12 protein-coding genes are annotated in these 17,389 nt (G+C 63.8%); 5 read left to right on the top strand and 7 right to left on the bottom strand.

The window, feature by feature from the left end:
• Positions 1-7 precede the first annotated feature (7 nt).
• Positions 8-844: an ABC transporter permease gene (locus tag PSUB009319_RS11355; protein ID WP_124382326.1), complete on the top strand. Its 837-nt coding sequence runs from the start codon at positions 8-10 to the stop codon at positions 842-844.
• Positions 845-902: 58 nt separating this feature from the next.
• Here the strand turns inward: PSUB009319_RS11355 and PSUB009319_RS11350 are convergent, their stop codons facing one another.
• Both PSUB009319_RS11350 and PSUB009319_RS11345 read right to left on the bottom strand, forming a co-directional pair.
• On the bottom strand, positions 903-2,339 hold the full coding sequence (locus PSUB009319_RS11350; RefSeq protein ID WP_124382325.1) for a sialidase family protein: 1,437 nt from the start codon (positions 2,337-2,339) through the stop codon (positions 903-905).
• A gap of 459 nt (positions 2,340-2,798) precedes the next feature.
• Positions 2,799-3,572, bottom strand: a complete 774-nt coding sequence (locus PSUB009319_RS11345) for an SDR family NAD(P)-dependent oxidoreductase (protein ID WP_124382324.1) — start codon at positions 3,570-3,572, stop codon at positions 2,799-2,801.
• A 149-nt stretch (positions 3,573-3,721) separates the two neighbouring features.
• Here PSUB009319_RS11345 and PSUB009319_RS11340 point away from each other — a divergent pair, with 149 nt between their 5' ends.
• A complete protein-coding gene (locus tag PSUB009319_RS11340) occupies positions 3,722-4,648 on the top strand; it encodes a LysR family transcriptional regulator (protein ID WP_124382323.1) in 927 nt (308 codons plus the stop codon).
• 24 nt (positions 4,649-4,672) lie between these two features.
• Here PSUB009319_RS11340 and PSUB009319_RS11335 read toward each other — a convergent pair whose 3' ends face one another.
• The 3 genes from PSUB009319_RS11335 to PSUB009319_RS11325 form a co-directional block, all read right to left on the bottom strand.
• Entirely contained in the window at positions 4,673-5,566 is an 894-nt protein-coding gene (locus tag PSUB009319_RS11335) for a transporter substrate-binding domain-containing protein (protein WP_124382444.1), read from the bottom strand.
• Positions 5,567-5,762: 196 nt separating this feature from the next.
• Positions 5,763-9,854 (bottom strand): phosphoribosylformylglycinamidine synthase, encoded by a 4,092-nt coding sequence (purL, locus tag PSUB009319_RS11330; RefSeq protein WP_124382443.1) that lies wholly within the window; start codon positions 9,852-9,854, stop codon positions 5,763-5,765.
• A gap of 136 nt (positions 9,855-9,990) precedes the next feature.
• The gene (locus tag PSUB009319_RS11325; RefSeq protein WP_124382322.1) at positions 9,991-10,569 is read right to left on the bottom strand and encodes a winged helix DNA-binding protein; all 579 of its coding nucleotides are present in this window, start codon (positions 10,567-10,569) and stop codon (positions 9,991-9,993) included.
• Between the two features lie 85 nt (positions 10,570-10,654).
• On the opposite strand from PSUB009319_RS11325, the gene PSUB009319_RS11320 reads away from it, so the two are divergent.
• Positions 10,655-12,250: an NAD(P)H-hydrate dehydratase gene (locus PSUB009319_RS11320; RefSeq protein ID WP_124382321.1), complete on the top strand. Its 1,596-nt coding sequence runs from the start codon at positions 10,655-10,657 to the stop codon at positions 12,248-12,250.
• Between the two features lie 70 nt (positions 12,251-12,320).
• A complete protein-coding gene (gene pgi, locus PSUB009319_RS11315; protein WP_124382320.1) occupies positions 12,321-13,940 on the top strand; it encodes a glucose-6-phosphate isomerase in 1,620 nt (539 codons plus the stop codon).
• Positions 13,941-13,961: 21 nt separating this feature from the next.
• Here pgi and PSUB009319_RS11310 read toward each other — a convergent pair whose 3' ends face one another.
• On the bottom strand, positions 13,962-14,672 hold the full coding sequence (locus PSUB009319_RS11310) for an ABC transporter ATP-binding protein (protein ID WP_124382442.1): 711 nt from the start codon (positions 14,670-14,672) through the stop codon (positions 13,962-13,964).
• A gap of 73 nt (positions 14,673-14,745) precedes the next feature.
• On the opposite strand from PSUB009319_RS11310, the gene PSUB009319_RS11305 reads away from it, so the two are divergent.
• Positions 14,746-15,354: an arylesterase gene (locus tag PSUB009319_RS11305; protein WP_124382319.1), complete on the top strand. Its 609-nt coding sequence runs from the start codon at positions 14,746-14,748 to the stop codon at positions 15,352-15,354.
• Positions 15,355-15,435: 81 nt separating this feature from the next.
• Here the strand turns inward: PSUB009319_RS11305 and PSUB009319_RS11300 are convergent, their stop codons facing one another.
• Entirely contained in the window at positions 15,436-17,382 is a 1,947-nt protein-coding gene (locus PSUB009319_RS11300) for a SurA N-terminal domain-containing protein (protein ID WP_124382318.1), read from the bottom strand.
• Between the last annotated feature and the right edge of the window lie 7 nt (positions 17,383-17,389).

Below are 17,389 nucleotides of genomic sequence, written 5' to 3'. Positions count from 1 at the left end.
AGCGACCATGAAATTCACCAAACCGATGTTCGCCCCGCACACCTCGCTCATCGAGCGCATCTGGTACTTCGCGCTGCGCGGGCTGGCCGTGCTCACGCTGCTCTACCTCGTGCTGCCCGTGCTGGTAATCGTGCCGCTGTCGTTCTCGTCAAGCACGTTCCTGTCTTACCCGATCCCGAGCTATTCGCTGCGCTGGTACCAGAACCTCGTCACGTCAGATGAATGGCGCATGGCGGCCAAGAACAGCTTCATCGTTGCGCCTGCAGCCACCGTGGTGGCAACGGTGCTCGGCACGCTGGCGGCCATCGGCCTGAACAAAGCAGATTTTCGCGGCAAGGGGCTGCTGATGGCGGTGCTGGTGTCGCCGATGATCGTGCCCGTGGTGGTGGTGGGCGTGGGCATGTACCTGTTCTTTGCGCCGCTGGGGCTTGCCAACACGTACATCGGCCTGATCCTGGCGCACGCGGCGCTGGGCGTGCCGTTTGTGGTGACGACCGTGCTGGCGACGCTGCAAGGCTTCAACCACAACCTCGTGCGCGCGAGCCTGTCGTTGGGGGCCAACCCGGTCATGACGTTCTTCCGCATCACCCTGCCCGTGATTGCGCCGGGCGTGATTTCGGGCGCGCTGTTTGCGTTTGCGACGTCGTTTGATGAAGTGGTCGTTACGCTCTTCCTGGCGGGCGCCGATCAGGTGACGCTGCCGCGCCAGATGTTCACGGGCATCCGCGAAAACATCTCGCCCACCATTGCCGCGCTGGCAACAATCCTGATCGTCTTCTCGACTTGCCTGCTGCTGACGTTTGAATGGTTACGTGGGCGTGCTGCCGCAAAGGCGATTGCCTGAACGCAGGCTGCGCGCAACCGGACCTGTCTCGCCGGGCGGGCTGCGCGCCGCCCTATCGCTACGGCGAGGCGAACACGTCCGTCCGGTTAACGGTGTTGCCTGAGTTGGTCTGGATAAAGAACGGCACAAACTTTGTACCGGCCGCCGCCAGCCCCGCGTAGTCGCCAAGGAAGAAGCCCTCTGCGATGGGGGCCGTCCTCATGTCGAAGGGCCCGGCCAGATGCGTTTCACCACCGAACGATTGGCCACCGTTGGTAGACACGGTTTGCCAGTAGTCCGTCGGTAACGTGGTCATGTTGCCTGCCGCGAGATTGCGCATGTCGTAATACGTCACGGCTACGGTGCCCGCTGAGTTGACCTGCACCATCGCGTTGAAGGCCGCCTTGCCCGTCGGCGTATTGACCTGCTTGGGCGCACTCCACGTCTGGCCGCTATCGGTGGAGGTGGACAGCGCAATGTCGGCATGCGCGCCGCCGCTGAAGCGGCTGTCCTGCCAGGCAACATAGAGCTGCCCGGTGGCCGGGTCGATGGCAGGCTCGGGAATGATGTCTCCGGTGCGCAGCATCTCTCCGGTGTTGGGGTCCGTCACCGCGACCACCTGCAGGCTCGCAATGACCTGCGGCTTGCTCCACGTAGCCCCGCCATCCGTCGACTTGACGAACGCCACGCTGTTGGTGCCAGCCGACCGCCCCGGCGCGTGGATGTAGTTGAAGAAGTCGTACAGCGCGCCGGTCTGCCGGTTCACCACGATCTGGTTGCCGATGGTCTGATACTCCGACGGCGTATTCACCATCACGCTGGGCGGGCTCCAGGTCAGGCCACCATCCACCGTCTTGGAAAACATCCCGGGCCCACGGAACGCCAGGGCGTGCTGATTGGCATATGGGTTGGCATTGGGCAGCTCCAGGCGATCCCAGACAGCATAGGCGACGCCCCGCTTGACCGGGTCTGCCGTTACCGATTCCTTGTCGTTGAAGAACTGCGTGCCTGGCTCGTTGTCAGCAATCAGCTCTGTCAGATTGGTCCAGCTCAGACCGCCATCCTTGGAGACCGCCGCGCCCACCGCATTGTTGTTGCGGGAGTGGTCAAACGAGATCGACACCGCATAAGCAACGCCATCCGGCCCGAAAGACACCCATGGGTCGGACGCCCGCTCGTAACCCAGCCCGCCCGCACAGGTGCTGAACGGCTGAGGCACTGGTTTCCAGGTGGCGCCACCATCGAACGTGGCGGCGGACATCAGACCATGCGCGCCACCGTTGGACCATCGATCCTGCTGCCACACGCCGATGTAGTTCGTTGGATTGGCTGGGTTGACCGCGACGTACGGCTCGACTTCGGCATTCACATAGATCGTGCCTGGCCCGCCAACCGTACACCCGGCAAACGGGCTGGGGCCCGAGACCAGCGTGGTCGCCCACACTGCCGGACTGACGATCAAGGCTGCCGTTAGCGTGCTTCTGCGCAGCAGCGCGGTCGCTCTGTGATGAGACATGAAAACCTCCTCTTGCGGAGACTGTCTGGTGGTGGATTCCCCCTTCGTCCTTCTCGGTCTGTGCAAGTGTGGATGACAGGGATAGCGACTCGCGCACGTCGCACCGCATAGCCTCACTCCCGGCACCCACGGCGATGCCTTGCACCGGGCCGTAACGCCGCGCGGCCCTCAGTCGATGAGGGCTCGAACGCGGACACGTCCGGCCTTTCGTTGCCGGCTAAGCTTAGGAAATGCTGATGACTGCCGCGTAAAGTTATTTTTATTGCTGTGCAAACGCAGACTTACGGTGCGGTGCAAAGGCCCGTAACAACAAGCGCCGCAGCCGTTTGACGGCCGGATTCGCTGCACTGCGACGCGGCAAAAAACTGCGTGCCTCAGTATGCGGTGCTGCCCGCGACTCGCCCGTTTAGACGAGCGGCCCAATCAAAGCGGCTACGGCCCTCGCCCTCCCGGATGAACTTAGAGAAACATCCCGCCCGACGCTTCGATGCGCTGAGCGTTGATCCAGCGGTTGTCTGGCGACAGCAACGAGGCCACCACCCCGCCGATGTCATCTGGCATGCCAGCACGGCCCAGCGCCGTATTGGCAGCCACCATAGCGTTCAGGCTGGCGTTGTCGCGCACGGCGCCGCCGCCGAAATCAGTTTCGATGGCGCCCGGTGCAACCACGTTCACGGCAATGCCACGTGGGCCGAGTTCCTTGGCCAGGTATTTGGTGAGCACCTCGATGGCGCCCTTCATGGCCGCATACGCGCCGTAGCCCGGCAGTGCAAAGCGCGCCAGCCCCGAGGAGATATTCACGATGCGCCCACCGTCTGCCATGAGCGGCAGCAGGATCTGCGTGAGGAAGAACACGCCCTTGAAATGCACGTTCATCAGCTCGTCGAACTGGGCTTCGCTGGTTTCCGCAACGGTGGCGTGCACGCCAACACCGGCGTTATTGACGAGGAAGTCGAAGCGCTCGGCCTTCCACTGCGCCAGCACATCGTGCACGGCATCGGCAAAGGCCGGGAAGGTGGCGATCTTGCCTGCATCGAGTTGCAGCGCGTGGGCGCGGCGGCCTTGGGCGGTCAGTTCGGTCACAAGCGCATCAGCGTGCGCACGGTTGCTGTGGTACGTAAAAATCACATCGGTGCCGCGCTGGGCGAGCTTCTGCACCATGTTTTTGCCGAGTCCGCGGCTGCCGCCGGTCACGATGGCAATCGGTGCATGTTGGATGTGAGATTGGGTCATGTTGCTCTCCTGGGTTGTCGATCAGGTGGGTGGTGCGGGTTGTCGTACTGCGCACCGTGAGAGCATGGTATTGGGCGACAAATAAAGAATAAATCTCGCTTATCCTATTGCTATGTTTGCCAATAAATAACAATCAACCCGCCGACGCCATGTCCACCAACCGACTCGAAGCCATGCAGATCTTTGTGCGCGTGGCTGAACTCGCCAGCTTCACGCGTGCGGCAGAAGCCCTGAGCATCCCGAAGCCCGCAGCCTCGGTGGCGGTGCAGCAACTGGAAACGATGCTCGGCACGCGCTTGCTGCACCGGACTACCCGCAAGGTGCAGCTCACGCAGGATGGCCAGACCTTCTATGAGCGCTGCCAAGACCTGCTGGCTGATATGGACGAACTCCAGACCATGTTCTGCCAGAGCCCACAGGCATTGCGTGGCCGTCTGCGTGTGGACATGCCCGTGGGCGTCGCGCGCCGCGTCGTCATTCCCGCCCTGCCCAGCCTGCTCGAAGCGCATCCTGATCTGGAAATCGAACTCTCCAGCACCGACCGCCGCGTTGACCCTGTGCGCGAAGGCTTCGACTGCGTATTGCGCATCGGCAACCTGACCGACAGCAGCCTCATCGCCCGCCCGCTCGGCCAGTTGCACCAGGTCAACTGCGCGAGCCACAGTTACCTCGCGCGCCATGGCATGCCGAAGTCGCTCGAAGACCTCGACCACCATCGCATCGTGCATTACGTGCAGACGTTGGGGACGAAATCGGCAGGGTGGGAATACACGGTGGATGGCCGCCCCGCGTTCCGACCGATGAAAGGCGCGGTAACCGTCAGCTCGGCTGAGAGCTATGACGCAGCGTGCCGCGCGGGGCTGGGGATGATTCAGGCGCCGGTGTATGCGGGGCTGTCATCAGCGATTGCAGACGGCACGCTGGTGGAGGTGATGCCCGACTTCCGCCCGCCGCCGATGCCGGTGTCGCTGGTGTATCCGAACCGGCGGAATCTGCCGGTTCGGGTGCAGGTATTCATGAACTGGATGGCAGACCAGTTGGCGCCGTACCTGGAAACGGCAACGAGCGGGCGATAGCGTGGGCGGTTACGGCGCCCCACGTCACTGCGCCGGCTTGTCACTACGCTTTTTCAGGTTGGCACGCAGCGCATCGCTCATCGGCATGTCCAGGTTCGCACCGGCCGGCGGGATGGGCGACTCGAACCATTTCTTGTACAGCGCCGCGAACTCGCCAGATTTCATGAGGCGCGTGATGGTTGCGTCCACCAGCCGCTTGAAGGCACGGTCGTCCTTGCGAACCATGCAGGCGTACGGCTCGACCTGCAGGGTTTGCGCCACAACCTCGAGCGCTCCCGGATTCGCCGAGTTGGCGCGCAGGCCATACAGCAACACGTCGTCCAGCGCCAACGCTGACGCCTGGCCAGTTTCGACGAGCTTTAGCGCGTCCGCATAGTCTTTGCCGGAGATGATCTGGACGTCGATGTTGTGGTCGACGGCAAACTTCTTCAGCACCTTCTCGTTCGTGCTGCCGGCAGTACTGGCGACGATCTTGTTCGCCAAGTCCGGATAGTTCTTGATGCCCGAATCGCGCTTGGTCAAAAGGCGGGTTCCCGCGTAGAAGAAGTTGATCGAGAAGGCCACCTCCTTGCCCCGTGCGCTGGTATTGGTGGTCGATCCGCACTCGAGGTCGTAGGTGCCGTTTGCCAGCAGCGGAATCCGATTCGCGCCGGTCACCGGAATCGAATCGACCTGCAGAGACGGTCTTCTCAACCGGGCGCGCACATCGTCGACGATGGCTTGCGTCAGATCGACGGAAAATCCGACGGCCTTGTTCGGGGCCAGCAAGTAGCTGAACGGAACCGCAGCTTCACGATAGCCAACCGTGATCTTGTCCGCCGCAGCGATCTTTTCCAGCGTCTGCGCGTGAATGCCTTCCGCTGCCACCGTTAGACCCGCCACGACGAGCGTGGAAGCGAGTGTGCGAATCGTGTTCATGTTCATTTGCGTCTCCATGGCTACATCCCGCGCTCTGTAGGCTTGCGGCTCCTACATGCCCCTTCTACGGAAATCTAGGCGCGATCTCGTTCTTGCGGTTGATGCAAGTCAACCTGCCGGACACGGGTGGCTCAGCGCGAAAAAAAAAACGCGCCGAGTCGCCCCGGCGCGTTTTGTCATTGCTGCGGCAGACAGATCAGCCCATCCATTTCCGCGCATTACGGAACATCCGCATCCACGGGCTGCTGCCATCACCGGCGGTTTCCCAATCCTTCGGATGCCAGCTCATCTGCACGGCACGGAATACACGTTCCGGGTGCGGCATCAGCGCGGTGAAACGGCCGTCGTGCGTCGTTACGGAGGCGATGCCCTGCGGTGAACCGTTCGGGTTCAGCGGATACGTCTGCGTGACTTCGCCGCGGTTGTCGACGTAGCGCAGGCCGACGGCAACCTTGCTGATGTCGCCTTGCTGCGAGAAGTCGGCATAGCCCTCGCCGTGTGCGACGACGATGGGGATGCGGCTGCCTTCCATGCCCGCGAAGAAGATCGACGGGGAAGCCTCCACCTGCACCGTCACCAGCCGGCCTTCGTACTGCTCCGACTGGTTGCGCGTGAACTTCGGCCATGCACCGGCACCCGGGATGATCGGGGCGAGGTTCGCCATCATCTGGCAGCCGTTGCACACGCCCAGCGCGACGGAATCGGTGCGATTGAAGAAGGCCGCGAACTGCTCGGCGAGCATGCTGTTGAACAGGATCGTCTTCGCCCAGCCCTCGCCTGCGCCGAGCACGTCGCCGTAGCTGAAGCCGCCGCATGCGACGAAGCCCTTGAAGCCGGCAAGGTTTGTGCGGCCGGCCAACAGGTCGCTCATGTGGACGTCGTAGGTGTCGAAGCCGGCCTTGTCCATTGCGTAGGCCATTTCCACCTGCGAGTTGACGCCCTGCTCGCGCAGGATCGCCATGCGCGGGCGTGCGCCCGTGGCGATGAACGGCGCGGCAACGTCTTCGGCCAAGTCGAACGTGAGCTTGGGCGAAATGCCGGGGTCTTCGGCGTCGAGCAGGCTGTCGTATTCGCTCTGCGTGCACTCGGGGTTGTCGCGCAGGCTGGCGATGCGCCAGGAGACATCCGTCCAGGTGCGCTGCAGTTCGACGCGCTCGGCGCTGAAGACCTTCTTGGCATCGCGCCAGATTTCGATATGGCCATTGGCGTTCGGCGCACCGATCACGTGGCTGCAACCGGACAGGCCGTGCTCGCGCAGTACCGCAAACACAGCATCGCGCTGGGCCAGCGGCACTTGAATGACCGCGCCGAGTTCTTCGGCAAACAGCGCACGCAGGGTCAGATCAGCGCGGCGGCCGGAGACTTGCTGCGCCCAGTTTTTGGCGTCGCCATGATCGGCGGCGGCGTCCAGCGTGAGCATGTCGACGTTGATCGACACACCGCAGTGGCCGGCAAACGCCATTTCGCAGACGGTCGCCCACAAGCCGCCGTCGGAGCGGTCGTGGTAGGCCAGCAGCGCGCCGCTGGCGTTCAATTGCTGGATGGCTGCGAAGAAGCGCTTGAGGTCTTCTGCGTCGTCCACATCCGGCACGCTGTTGCCGATCTGCTGCGTGACCTGCGCCAGAATGCTGCCGCCCATGCGGTTTCTGCCGCGGCCCAGGTCAATCAGGATCAGTGTGGTGTCAGCCGGCGCGTTGGCCGATTCGACTTGCTTGAGTTGCGGCGTGAGCGTCTTGCGCACGTCCGTCACCGGCGCGAAGGCCGAGACGATGAGCGACACCGGCGCCACGACTTCCTTGGCCGCGCCTGCGTCTTCCCACTTGGTGCGCATCGACAACGAATCCTTGCCGACCGGAATGCTGATGCCCAGCGCCGGACAGAGGTCCATGCCGACAGCCTTGACGGTGTCGTACAGGCGGGCGTCTTCGCCATTCACGCCACAAGCGGCCATCCAGTTGGCCGACAGCTTGAGTTGCGTGAGCGAGTCGATCGGCGCGGCAGCGATGTTGGTAATGGCCTCGCCAATCGCCATGCGGCCCGATGCCGGTGCGTTGATGACGGCCAGCGGCGTGCGCTCGCCCATCGTCATCGCTTCACCGGTGTAGCCCTTGTAGTCGAGCGTGGTGACGGCCACGTCAGCCACCGGCACTTGCCACGGGCCGACCATCTGGTCGCGCGTGTTCAGGCCGCCGACGGTACGGTCGCCAATGGTGATGAGGAACGACTTGCTGGCGACGGTCGGATGACGCAGCACGTCACGTGCGACGGTCTCAAGATCGAGGCCGGTGACGTCCACTTCCGGCAGTTCCTGCGCCACGCGGCGCACGTCGCGGTGCATGCGCGGCGGCTTGCCGAGCAGCACGTCCATCGGCATGTTGACCGGGAAGTGGTCGGCACCATCAGCCGGAGCATCGCTGTCGACCACTTGCAGTTGCTGCTCGTCCGTGGCGAAACCAACCACCGAGAACGGCGCGCGCTCGCGCTCGCACATAGCCTGGAAGCGCGGAAAATCGCCCGGGGCGATCGCCAGCGTGTAGCGCTCCTGCGATTCGTTGCACCAGATTTCTGCAGGGCTCAGGCCCGACTCTTCCAGATGCACCTGGCGCAGGTCGAAGCGCGCGCCCTTCTCTGCGCCATCCACGATTTCAGGGAAGGCGTTGGAGATACCGCCCGCGCCCACGTCGTGGATCGACAGGATCGGGTTGTCCGCACCGAGTGCCCAGCATGCGTTGATGACTTCCTGCGCGCGGCGCTGCATTTCGGGGTTGCCGCGCTGGACGGAGTCGAAGTCCAGATCAGCGGTGTTGGTGCCGGTGGCCATCGAGCTGGCGGCGCCGCCGCCCATGCCGATGCGCATGCCGGGGCCGCCCAACTGGATCAGCAGCGTGCCGGCCGGCAGACCGTGCTTGTGCGTGTGGCCGGCGTCGATGTTGCCGATACCGCCTGCGATCATGATCGGCTTGTGGTAGCCGCGCACCGTGCCGCCCACGTTCTGCTCATAGACGCGGAAGTAGCCGCCCAGGTTGGGGCGGCCGAATTCGTTGTTGAACGCGGCGCCGCCGATGGGGCCTTCGATCATGATCTGCAGCGGCGAGGCGATGCGGTCCGGCTTGCCGATCGGGCCCGGCGCAGCATCGCTCGGATTGCGGTGCGCCGGGGGCTGGGCCGTATCGCGTGCGTTTTCCCACGATTGCTCGGCGTCCGGCAGCAGCAGGTTCGACACGGTGAAGCCGGTCAGACCCGCCTTGGGCTTGGCGCCGCGGCCAGTTGCGCCTTCATCGCGAATCTCACCGCCCGCGCCGGTGGACGCCCCCGGGAACGGCGAAATCGCCGTCGGGTGGTTGTGCGTCTCCACCTTCATCAGCGTGTGCGTGAGCGCGTCGCGGCGGCCGTATTGCGGTACGCCCATCGATGCCTCGGTGCCTGCGTGCGGGAACCAGCGCTCGGCCATGCCGCCTTCCATCACGGCGGCGTTGTCGGAGTACGCGACGATGGTGCCCTGCGGCGCGAGCTGGTGCGTGTTGCGGATCATCGCGAAGAGCGACTTGTCCTGTGTCTCGCCATCAATGGTCCAGTCGGCGTTGAAGATCTTGTGGCGGCAGTGCTCGCTGTTGGCCTGCGCAAACATCATCAGCTCGACGTCGGTCGGATTGCGTTCGAGCTTGCGGTAGGCGTCGACCAGGTAATCGATTTCGTCGTCGGACAGGGCCAGGCCCATCTCGGTGTTGGCGGCTTCCAGCGCGCGACGGCCTTCAGCGGCATCGCCATTGCCCAGATCGACGAAGCGCAGCGCCTTGGCGGGCAGCACGTCGAACAGGCCGTAGCCGGCTTCACGCGAGTCGATCACCGCTTCGGTCATGCGGTCGTGCAGGTGTGCGGCCACGGCGGCGCGGGTCGCTTCGCCCAGGTGCTTGCGGCCACGGATGAGCCCCTTCTTGCACGTGACGGTAAATTCCACACCGCGCTCGATGCGGTGGATTTGCGGCAGCGCGCAGTGGCGGGCGATTTCGGTCGCCTTGCTGGCCCACGGCGAAATCGTGCCGAAGCGCGGGATGACCACGAAGCGATCGCCCTCGACATCAGCCGGCGCAGGCGAGCCGTAGGTCAGCAGCGCCTGCACACGAGCGGATTCATCGGCCGACAGCGGTGTGTCGGCGGCAACAAAGTGCAGATATTGGGCGCTGACGGCATCAATGTCCGGATCGATGCGCTTGAGGGTGGAAAGCAGGCGTTGCTGGCGGAAGGCGGACAGCGCGAGAGCGCCGGGAAAGCACGAGAAATGCGCCATGGTGGGCAAGGCAGGAGTCGCTGGAAGAGGGGGTTCCCGGCGTGCGCGGGAAAACCGCTATTGTACCTTGCCCTGCCCCTGTTACCGAGCCCCCAAAGCGCCCGAAAGCTCCCTTGCCGAGGCTGAAACAGGCGTTTTACAGCGACGTCGCGGAGCGCGCGGCCTGCTCGTACAAGCCCGTCAGCACGCGCAGCAGCCGCGCCAACTCGCCGATCTCGGCGTTTTCCTCGCCGCTGGGCGAAATATTGCTCGTCAGGCACTGCTCGCGGATCTCTCGGTAGCGGGCACAGGCCTTTTCGCCAGCCGCCGTGGTGGTGTAGGTGACTTCCTTGCCGCTGCGCGTGCCCTCCACCAGTTCCATCCCCTGCAGCTTCTTGAGGGAATACGTGACGAGGTGCGTGTCTTCCACGTTGAGCACAAAGCAGATATCGGCCAGCCGCTTGGCTCGGCCCCGGTGGTTGACGTGGTGCACCACCAGCACATCGAGGAAGGTCAGATCGCGCACCCCGGCTGCAGCCATGCACCGCACGCACCAGCGGTTGTAGGCGTTGTAGGCCGTGTTGAGCGCAAATTCGAACTCCGACAGCTCCGGGCTGCGTGCCGACACCAGATGCGATGAAGACACGATCGGCCCGCCGGCACTTTCCCCTTTCGCGCCCTCATTGGCGGCAGCTTGCGGCAGATCGGCTTTGGGAGTGTTCGGCGACTTGGACATTGCAACTGGACAGGAAAGGACCGGAAACGCGGGCTATTGTAAGAGAATAGATCGTCATGTCTGTCCCGCAGAAAGCGTAGTTGCCATGTCCTCACACTCCACCTGGCGCGAAATCCTGATCGACGGCGCCCTCGCCGCACACCATGGCGCCGATCTGCTCTTTGGCACGGCGGGCATCCGCGCGCTGGAGGCGGCGGCATACCGATCCCTGGAACCCTTCACCTTGATGGCCCGTGCAGGCGAAGCTGCTGCCGACTGGCTGCAGACGCGCGCACCACATGGGCACGTGCTGTTCGTTGCTGGCCCCGGCAACAATGGCGGTGACGCACTCGTCGCGGCGACAGTGCTGCATCTTGCGGGCCGCGCAGTCACCGTGTGGCTTGCCGCAGACCCGGCCAAACTTCCTGACGATGCCCGCCGCGCCTGGGCAGAAGCCTGTGCTGCCAATGTTCCCATCGAACACCTGCATGCAACGGCCTCGGTGCCGGCCGCTGCCACGGCCATTGTCGACGGGCTCTTTGGCATCGGGCTCGCCCGGCCGCTGACGGGGCTGCATGCGGCGCTGGTCGAAACCATCAATGCGAGCGGGTTGCCGATCTATGCGTTGGACATCCCTTCGGGGTTGAATGGCGATACTGGGCAGCCGCCTGCTCCGGAATCGCTCGTCATCCAGGCGCGCGCCACCATCACCTTCCTCGCCGTCAAACCGGGCTTGCTGACGGGCAATGGTCGTGATGCCGCCGGCGACATCGCCCTTGCCGATTTGCATGCCGCGCAGCCCGCCTATGACGGTGTGATCGAAGCGGATGCATTCATTAGCACGCCGGCACGCTGGCTCGCGCATGTGCCGCGCCGGCGCCACAACGGCCACAAAGGCACGTATGGCAGCGTGGCGATCGTCGGCGGCGCCGCGGGCATGGTCGGGGCGCCACTGCTGTCGGCGCGTGGGGCGCTCTATCTCGGTGCGGGCAAGGTGCATGTGGTGTCGCTTGCGGCGGATGCGCCGCGCGTTGATCCAGCGCAACCTGAGTTGATGCTGCACACCTTGGGGGCGCTTGATCTGGGCGACATGCAGGCGCTTGCCGTTGGCCCCGGCATGGGCACCGGCAAGGAGTCGGAGGCCGCGCTTGCGCATCTGCTGGACCGCATGCTGTCGGCGCACACGCCCGCTGTGTTCGACGCCGATGCGCTCAATTGCTTTGCCAAAACGCCAGCGCTGCTTGGGCGCCTCACGCAACTGGCCGAAAGCGGCGTGCCGCTGGTGCTGACACCGCATCCCCTCGAAGCCGCACGCCTGCTGTATACCGATGCGCAGGCCGTGCAGCGCGATCGGCTGGCCGCAACCAAGGCGCTCGTCAACCGGACCGGCGCGGTGGTGGTGCTCAAGGGCTCGGGCACGGTCATCGCCGCGCCGGGCATGTCGCCCGCCATCAATCCGACAGGCAACGGCGGGCTTGCCACCGGCGGCACAGGCGATGTGCTGACCGGCATGATCGGCGCACTGCTCGCACAAGGCATGGGGGCGCGCGAAGCGGCGCTCGCAGCGGTGTGGCTGCACGGCCGCGCGGCAGACGACCTCGTCCATGCAGGTGTCGGCCCCATCGGGCTGCATGCGGGCGAGCTGTGCGCGCCGGCACGGCGTGCGCTCAACGCCCTGCTGGCGTCGGACGTTCCCCGATAGAAAGACGTCATAGTGCGCCGCTATACTGCGCATTCGTTTTCCACACCCACCTCACATCACATCACGCCGTATGCCCACAGCCCTACCCGCCTGGCAGTCCCTGACGCAACATGCAGAGTCCATCCGCGCAGCACACATGCGCGACTGGTTTGCTGCGCCGGACGCCGAGGAACGGGTGCGGGCCTTCACGCTGGAAGCAGCGGGACTGACGGTCGACTACGCGAAGAACCGCATCACCTCCGACACGCTCGCCCTGCTGCTGCAACTGGCCGACGAGGCCGGTGTGCTCACACTGCGTGACGCCATGCTGCGCGGTGAGCGCATCAACAACACCGAGCACCGCTCCGTCCTGCATGTGGCCCTGCGCGGCCGCGCTGAAGACGATTTCCGCGCCGACGGCGAGCCTGTCATGCCCGAGGTGCTGCGCGTACGTGCCCAGATGCGCGACTTCGCCAACCGCGTGCACAGCGGCGCATGGACTGGCCACTCCGGCCAGCGCATCACGGATGTGGTGAACATCGGCATCGGCGGCTCGGACCTCGGGCCCCGCATGGTCTGCCGCGCGCTTGACCACCTGGCCGTGCCACAGGTGCGCGTGCATTTCGTCTCGAACGTCGACGGCACGGATCTGGCCGAGACGCTCGACCACCTGAACCCGGACACCACGCTCGCCATCGTCTGCTCCAAGACTTTCACCACGCTTGAGACCATGGCCAACGCGCACAGCATGCGCCGCTGGTTTGTCGAGCACGGGGTGGCGGAAGACCAGCTCAAGCAGCACTTCGTCGCGGTCTCCACCAACCGCGAGGCTGTCGCCCAGTTCGGCATCGACCCGGACAACATGTTCACGTTCTGGGATTGGGTCGGTGGGCGGTTCTCGCTGTGGTCGGCGGTAGGCCTGTCAATCGTGCTCGCGATCGGGCCGCAGCAGTTTGAAGCAATGCTCGATGGCGCGCGAACGATGGACCGCCACTTCGCTACGGCCGCACCGCGCGAGAACATGCCGCTCATTCTTGGGATGCTGTCGGTGTGGTATCGCGGCTTTTTTGATGCGGCGAGCGCCTGCACCGTGCCGTACTGCGCGCCGCTGGAACTGCTGACCGATTTCATGCAGCAGTTGGAGATGGAGAGCAATGGCAAATCCGTCCAGCGCACAGGCAGCCCCATCGATACCGACACTGGCCCCATCGTCTGGGGCACGGCTGGCACCAACGGCCAGCATGCGTATTTCCAGCTGATCCACCAGGGCTCGCAGATCGTACCGGTGGATTTCATCACCACGCTGGAGCCGGTGCGCAGCCTGCCCGGCCATCACGCCAAGCTGCTCGCCAACTGCTTCGCGCAGGGCGAGGCATTGCTGCTTGGCCGCACTGCCGATGAAGTCCGCGCGGGCGGCGTCACCGATGAGGCACTGGTACCGCACATGGTGTTCGAAGGCAATCGTCCGAGCACGACCATTCTGATGGAGCAGCTCGACGCGGCGTCGTTCGGCGCGCTCATCGCCTGCGCCGAGCACCGCACCTTTGTGCAAGGCGCGGTGTGGAACATCAACTCGTTCGACCAGTGGGGCGTGGAGCTTGGCAAGAAGCTCGCCAAGCCGATCCAGGCCGAGCTGGAAGGCGCGCCGGCCTCCGTGGCTCATGACGCATCGACGGCGGCATTGATCCGCCGCGCCAAGACTGCGCTTTAACGTTCCCGCCTACGCAAACGTTCAGAGCTCGGTGACGATCTCGTCGCCGACCAGATGCCCGGCCTCAATAGTGAGAATGCGACTGCAACGCGCCGCGACGGAGCGGTCGTGCGTCACCAGCACCAGTGTGGAACCGGCGCCGCGGTTGAGTTCAAACATCAGCGCGATAACGGCCTCGCCGGTGGCAGTGTCGAGACTGCCAGTCGGCTCATCGGCAAAGAGAATATCGGGCTCTGTCACGAACGCGCGCGCCAATGCGACGCGCTGCTGCTCACCACCTGAGAGCGTTTTCGGATAATGCGACAGCCGCGCGCCCAAGTCGACGCGCTCCAGCAAGACGGTAGCGCGTCGGCGCATCTCCACGGCGCTCACATCGCCCTGTAATTCGAGCGGCAGCATCACGTTCTCAAGCGCCGTCAGATGGGGCAGCAACTGAAACGATTGAAAGACAAAGCCCACATGGCTGCCGCGCACTGCCGCTCGGCCATCTTCATCCAACTTGAACAGGTCATTGCCGAGCAGCTTGACCGATCCCGATGTCGGCAGGTCCAGGCCAGCGAGCAAACCAAGCAGCGTCGATTTGCCCGAGCCCGAAGCACCGACAATGGCCAGCGTTTCGCCGGGTTCCACACGAAAGGCAACATCGCTCAGAATAGGCAACTCACCGGTGGCATCGCGCACGGTCTTGTGCAGCGAATCGACTTCAATCACCCAGGTAGCGGAAGACGACATGATTGGACAAGTAAGTAGTAGAAGGCGCCGCGCGAAGTTACTTGTAGCAGCACTTGGCTGCGCAATATTCGGCATGCTGCCGCTTGCACAGACGGCTTCAGCACAAGGCGCGCCGGTATCGCATCGGGTGGTGGTGCTGGGTGACAGCTTGTCGGCGGGATACGGCCTTGCGCAAGGCACCGGCTGGGTCGCGTTGCTCGACAAGCGCCTGAAAGAACGGAAGCCCGATTATAGCGTCGCCAATGCAAGCATCAGCGGCGACACGACGGCCGGCGGCCGCTCGCGCCTGCCTGCCGTGCTGGCGCGCGAGAAGCCGTCTGTGGTGATTCTTGAACTGGGCGGCAACGATGCACTGCGCGGCCTCTCACTCGCTTCAAGCGAGGCCAATATGAAGGCAATGATCGAGGCCTCGCAAGCCGCAGGCGCGAAGGTGCTGCTGGTGGGCATGCGCATTCCACCCAACTACGGCCCCGATTACAGCGAGCGCTTCTTCGCGATGTTCGCCAAGCTGGCGCAACAGCACAAGCTGCCGCTGGTGCCGTTTCTGCTTGATGGTGTGGCGCAACATCCCGAATGGTTTCAGGAAGATCGCATCCATCCGATTGCAGCAGCACAGCCCATCATGCTGGACAATGTGTGGCCCAAGCTGGAGCCTTTGCTCAAGCGGCGGGTCGGCGGCTAAGTCGCATCGTCGCAAATCGTCGCAATCGGCATAAAAAAAGCCTCGCAATTTGCGGGGCTTTTTTATTCGACTCACAACGCTTCACGAGGCATCGTCTGCCGTGTTTGCGGGCTTGCTGGTGTCGACCGCGCTGCGGTTGACCTTCACCTTTGAGCGCGCCTTCAGTGCTTCGTAATAGGCGTTGAATTCGGTCTGGCCAGCGGCCTGCGCCAGTTGTTGCGCATCGGCTGCACGACGCGCTTGGTCCGCATTGGCTGGCGGCAGCACCTTATTGATGCGATACAGCGCATACCCTTGGGCGCCGAGGTCAACGCCGATGGTGACTGGCAACTTGGACGCATCCGCGCGCAGGATAGCCGTCAGCGCGGCGGGCAGCGTACCTTGCGTCTGCTGACGCGAGACCGTCTGCGCAGCGCCAAAACCGTCTGCGCTGTTGCTCTGCTTCACAGCGGCCAGCTTTTCTTCGCCTGCCTTCTTGGCCAGCGCAGCCGCTTGTTCTGCGATCACCTTGGCCTTGACCTGCTCTCGCACATCGGCCAGCTTCTTGACCGTGGCCGGACGATACTCCGCGGCACGCGCTGCAACCAGCGTGGTCGGTCCGACCTGGATAGCGGCCGTGTTGCGGTGGTTCTTGATCACCTCATCAGCAAACAGGGCCTTGAGCACCTTGTCATTGCCGATCGGGCTACCGGACTGTGCCGGGCTCGGTGTGCGAGTTACGTTGTCGGCCGTCTGGATCTGCAGCTTGAGCTTGTCGGCCACTGGCTTCAGGCTGTCGGACTGATCTTCCACCGTGTTGGAGAACGCATCGGCCAGCTCGGAATACTTCTTGTTGGCGAGTTGCGTACGCAGTTCGCGCTCGAGTTCCGGCTTGACGGCTTCCAACGGTTGCACGCCGCCGCCCTTCACTTCTTCGAGCTTGATGATGTGGAAACCGAAATCACTTTCGACCACGTCGCTGATATCGCCCGGCTGCTTGAGTGCAAACAGCGCGCTCTCGAACGGCGGCACGGTCGCGCCCTTGCCCAGGAAGCCCAGCTCACCGCCCTGCGCGGCCGAGCCCGGATCGCCCGAATACTTCTTGGCCAGATCCGCGAAGCTCGCGGGGTTCTTACGCACTTCGGCCAGCACTTCTTCCGCCTTCTTCTTGGCGGCCTCCTTGTCGGCAGGCTTGGCGTTGTCCGGCAGCTTGATCAGGATGTGCGCGGCGCGGCGTTCTTCCTGCGTCTTGAAGCGCGCGGCGTTCTGGTCGTAGTACTCCTTGATCTGCTCGGGCGTGACCGGAATCTGCTTCATCATGTCTTCGCCAGAGAACACGACGTATTCGGCCTTGACCTGCTCCGGCACCGAAAACTCCTGCTGATGCGCGTCGTAGTAAGCCTGGATGGCCTTGTCATCAACATTGACCTTGGCAGCGTAGTCTGCCGGCTTGAACAGGAGTGCCTGCACTTCGCGCTGTTGATCGCGCACCTGAATCAGATGCTCCACCAGCGACTTCGGCACAAATGCAGACGACGTGATCGATTGCGGAATTTGTTGCTGCGCGAGTTCGAAACGCAGATTGCCTTCCAGTTGCTCGGGCGTCATGTTCTGCGCAGACAGCAGTCGCACGTAGGCTTCCTGGTCAAACGAGCCGTCCGGCTTGCGCAGCGCTGCCACAGCCGGGATCTGCAGGATGGTGTCGCGGATCTTCTCGTTCGAGATGTTCAGGTTTGCTCGCGTAACCTCATTGGCCAGCACGCGTTGCTGAATGATTCCGTCAAGCACGTCGCGGCGCATCTGCGGGCCTTCGAACTGGCGCGGATCATATTGCGCGCCGAGCATCTGGCGCAGACGCTCGGTCTGCTCGCGCACGCGCGCGTCGACTTCGTTGGTGGAGATGACCTTGCCGTCGACCTTGGCAGCGTCGTGCGAGCTGTCCATGAAGCTCGAATAGCTCTGTACGCCGAAGAACACGAACGACGGGAACACCAGAATCAGCAGCACCAGAAACATCAAGCGCCGATGCGTACGTACGAAATCAAGCATGCTGGAC

The organism is Ralstonia sp. SET104 (assembly GCF_003851545.1).
Lineage (GTDB): Bacteria > Pseudomonadota > Gammaproteobacteria > Burkholderiales > Burkholderiaceae > Ralstonia.
The sequence above is the reverse complement of the archived record's forward strand: the minus strand, read 5'-3'. Positions and strand labels throughout refer to the sequence as shown.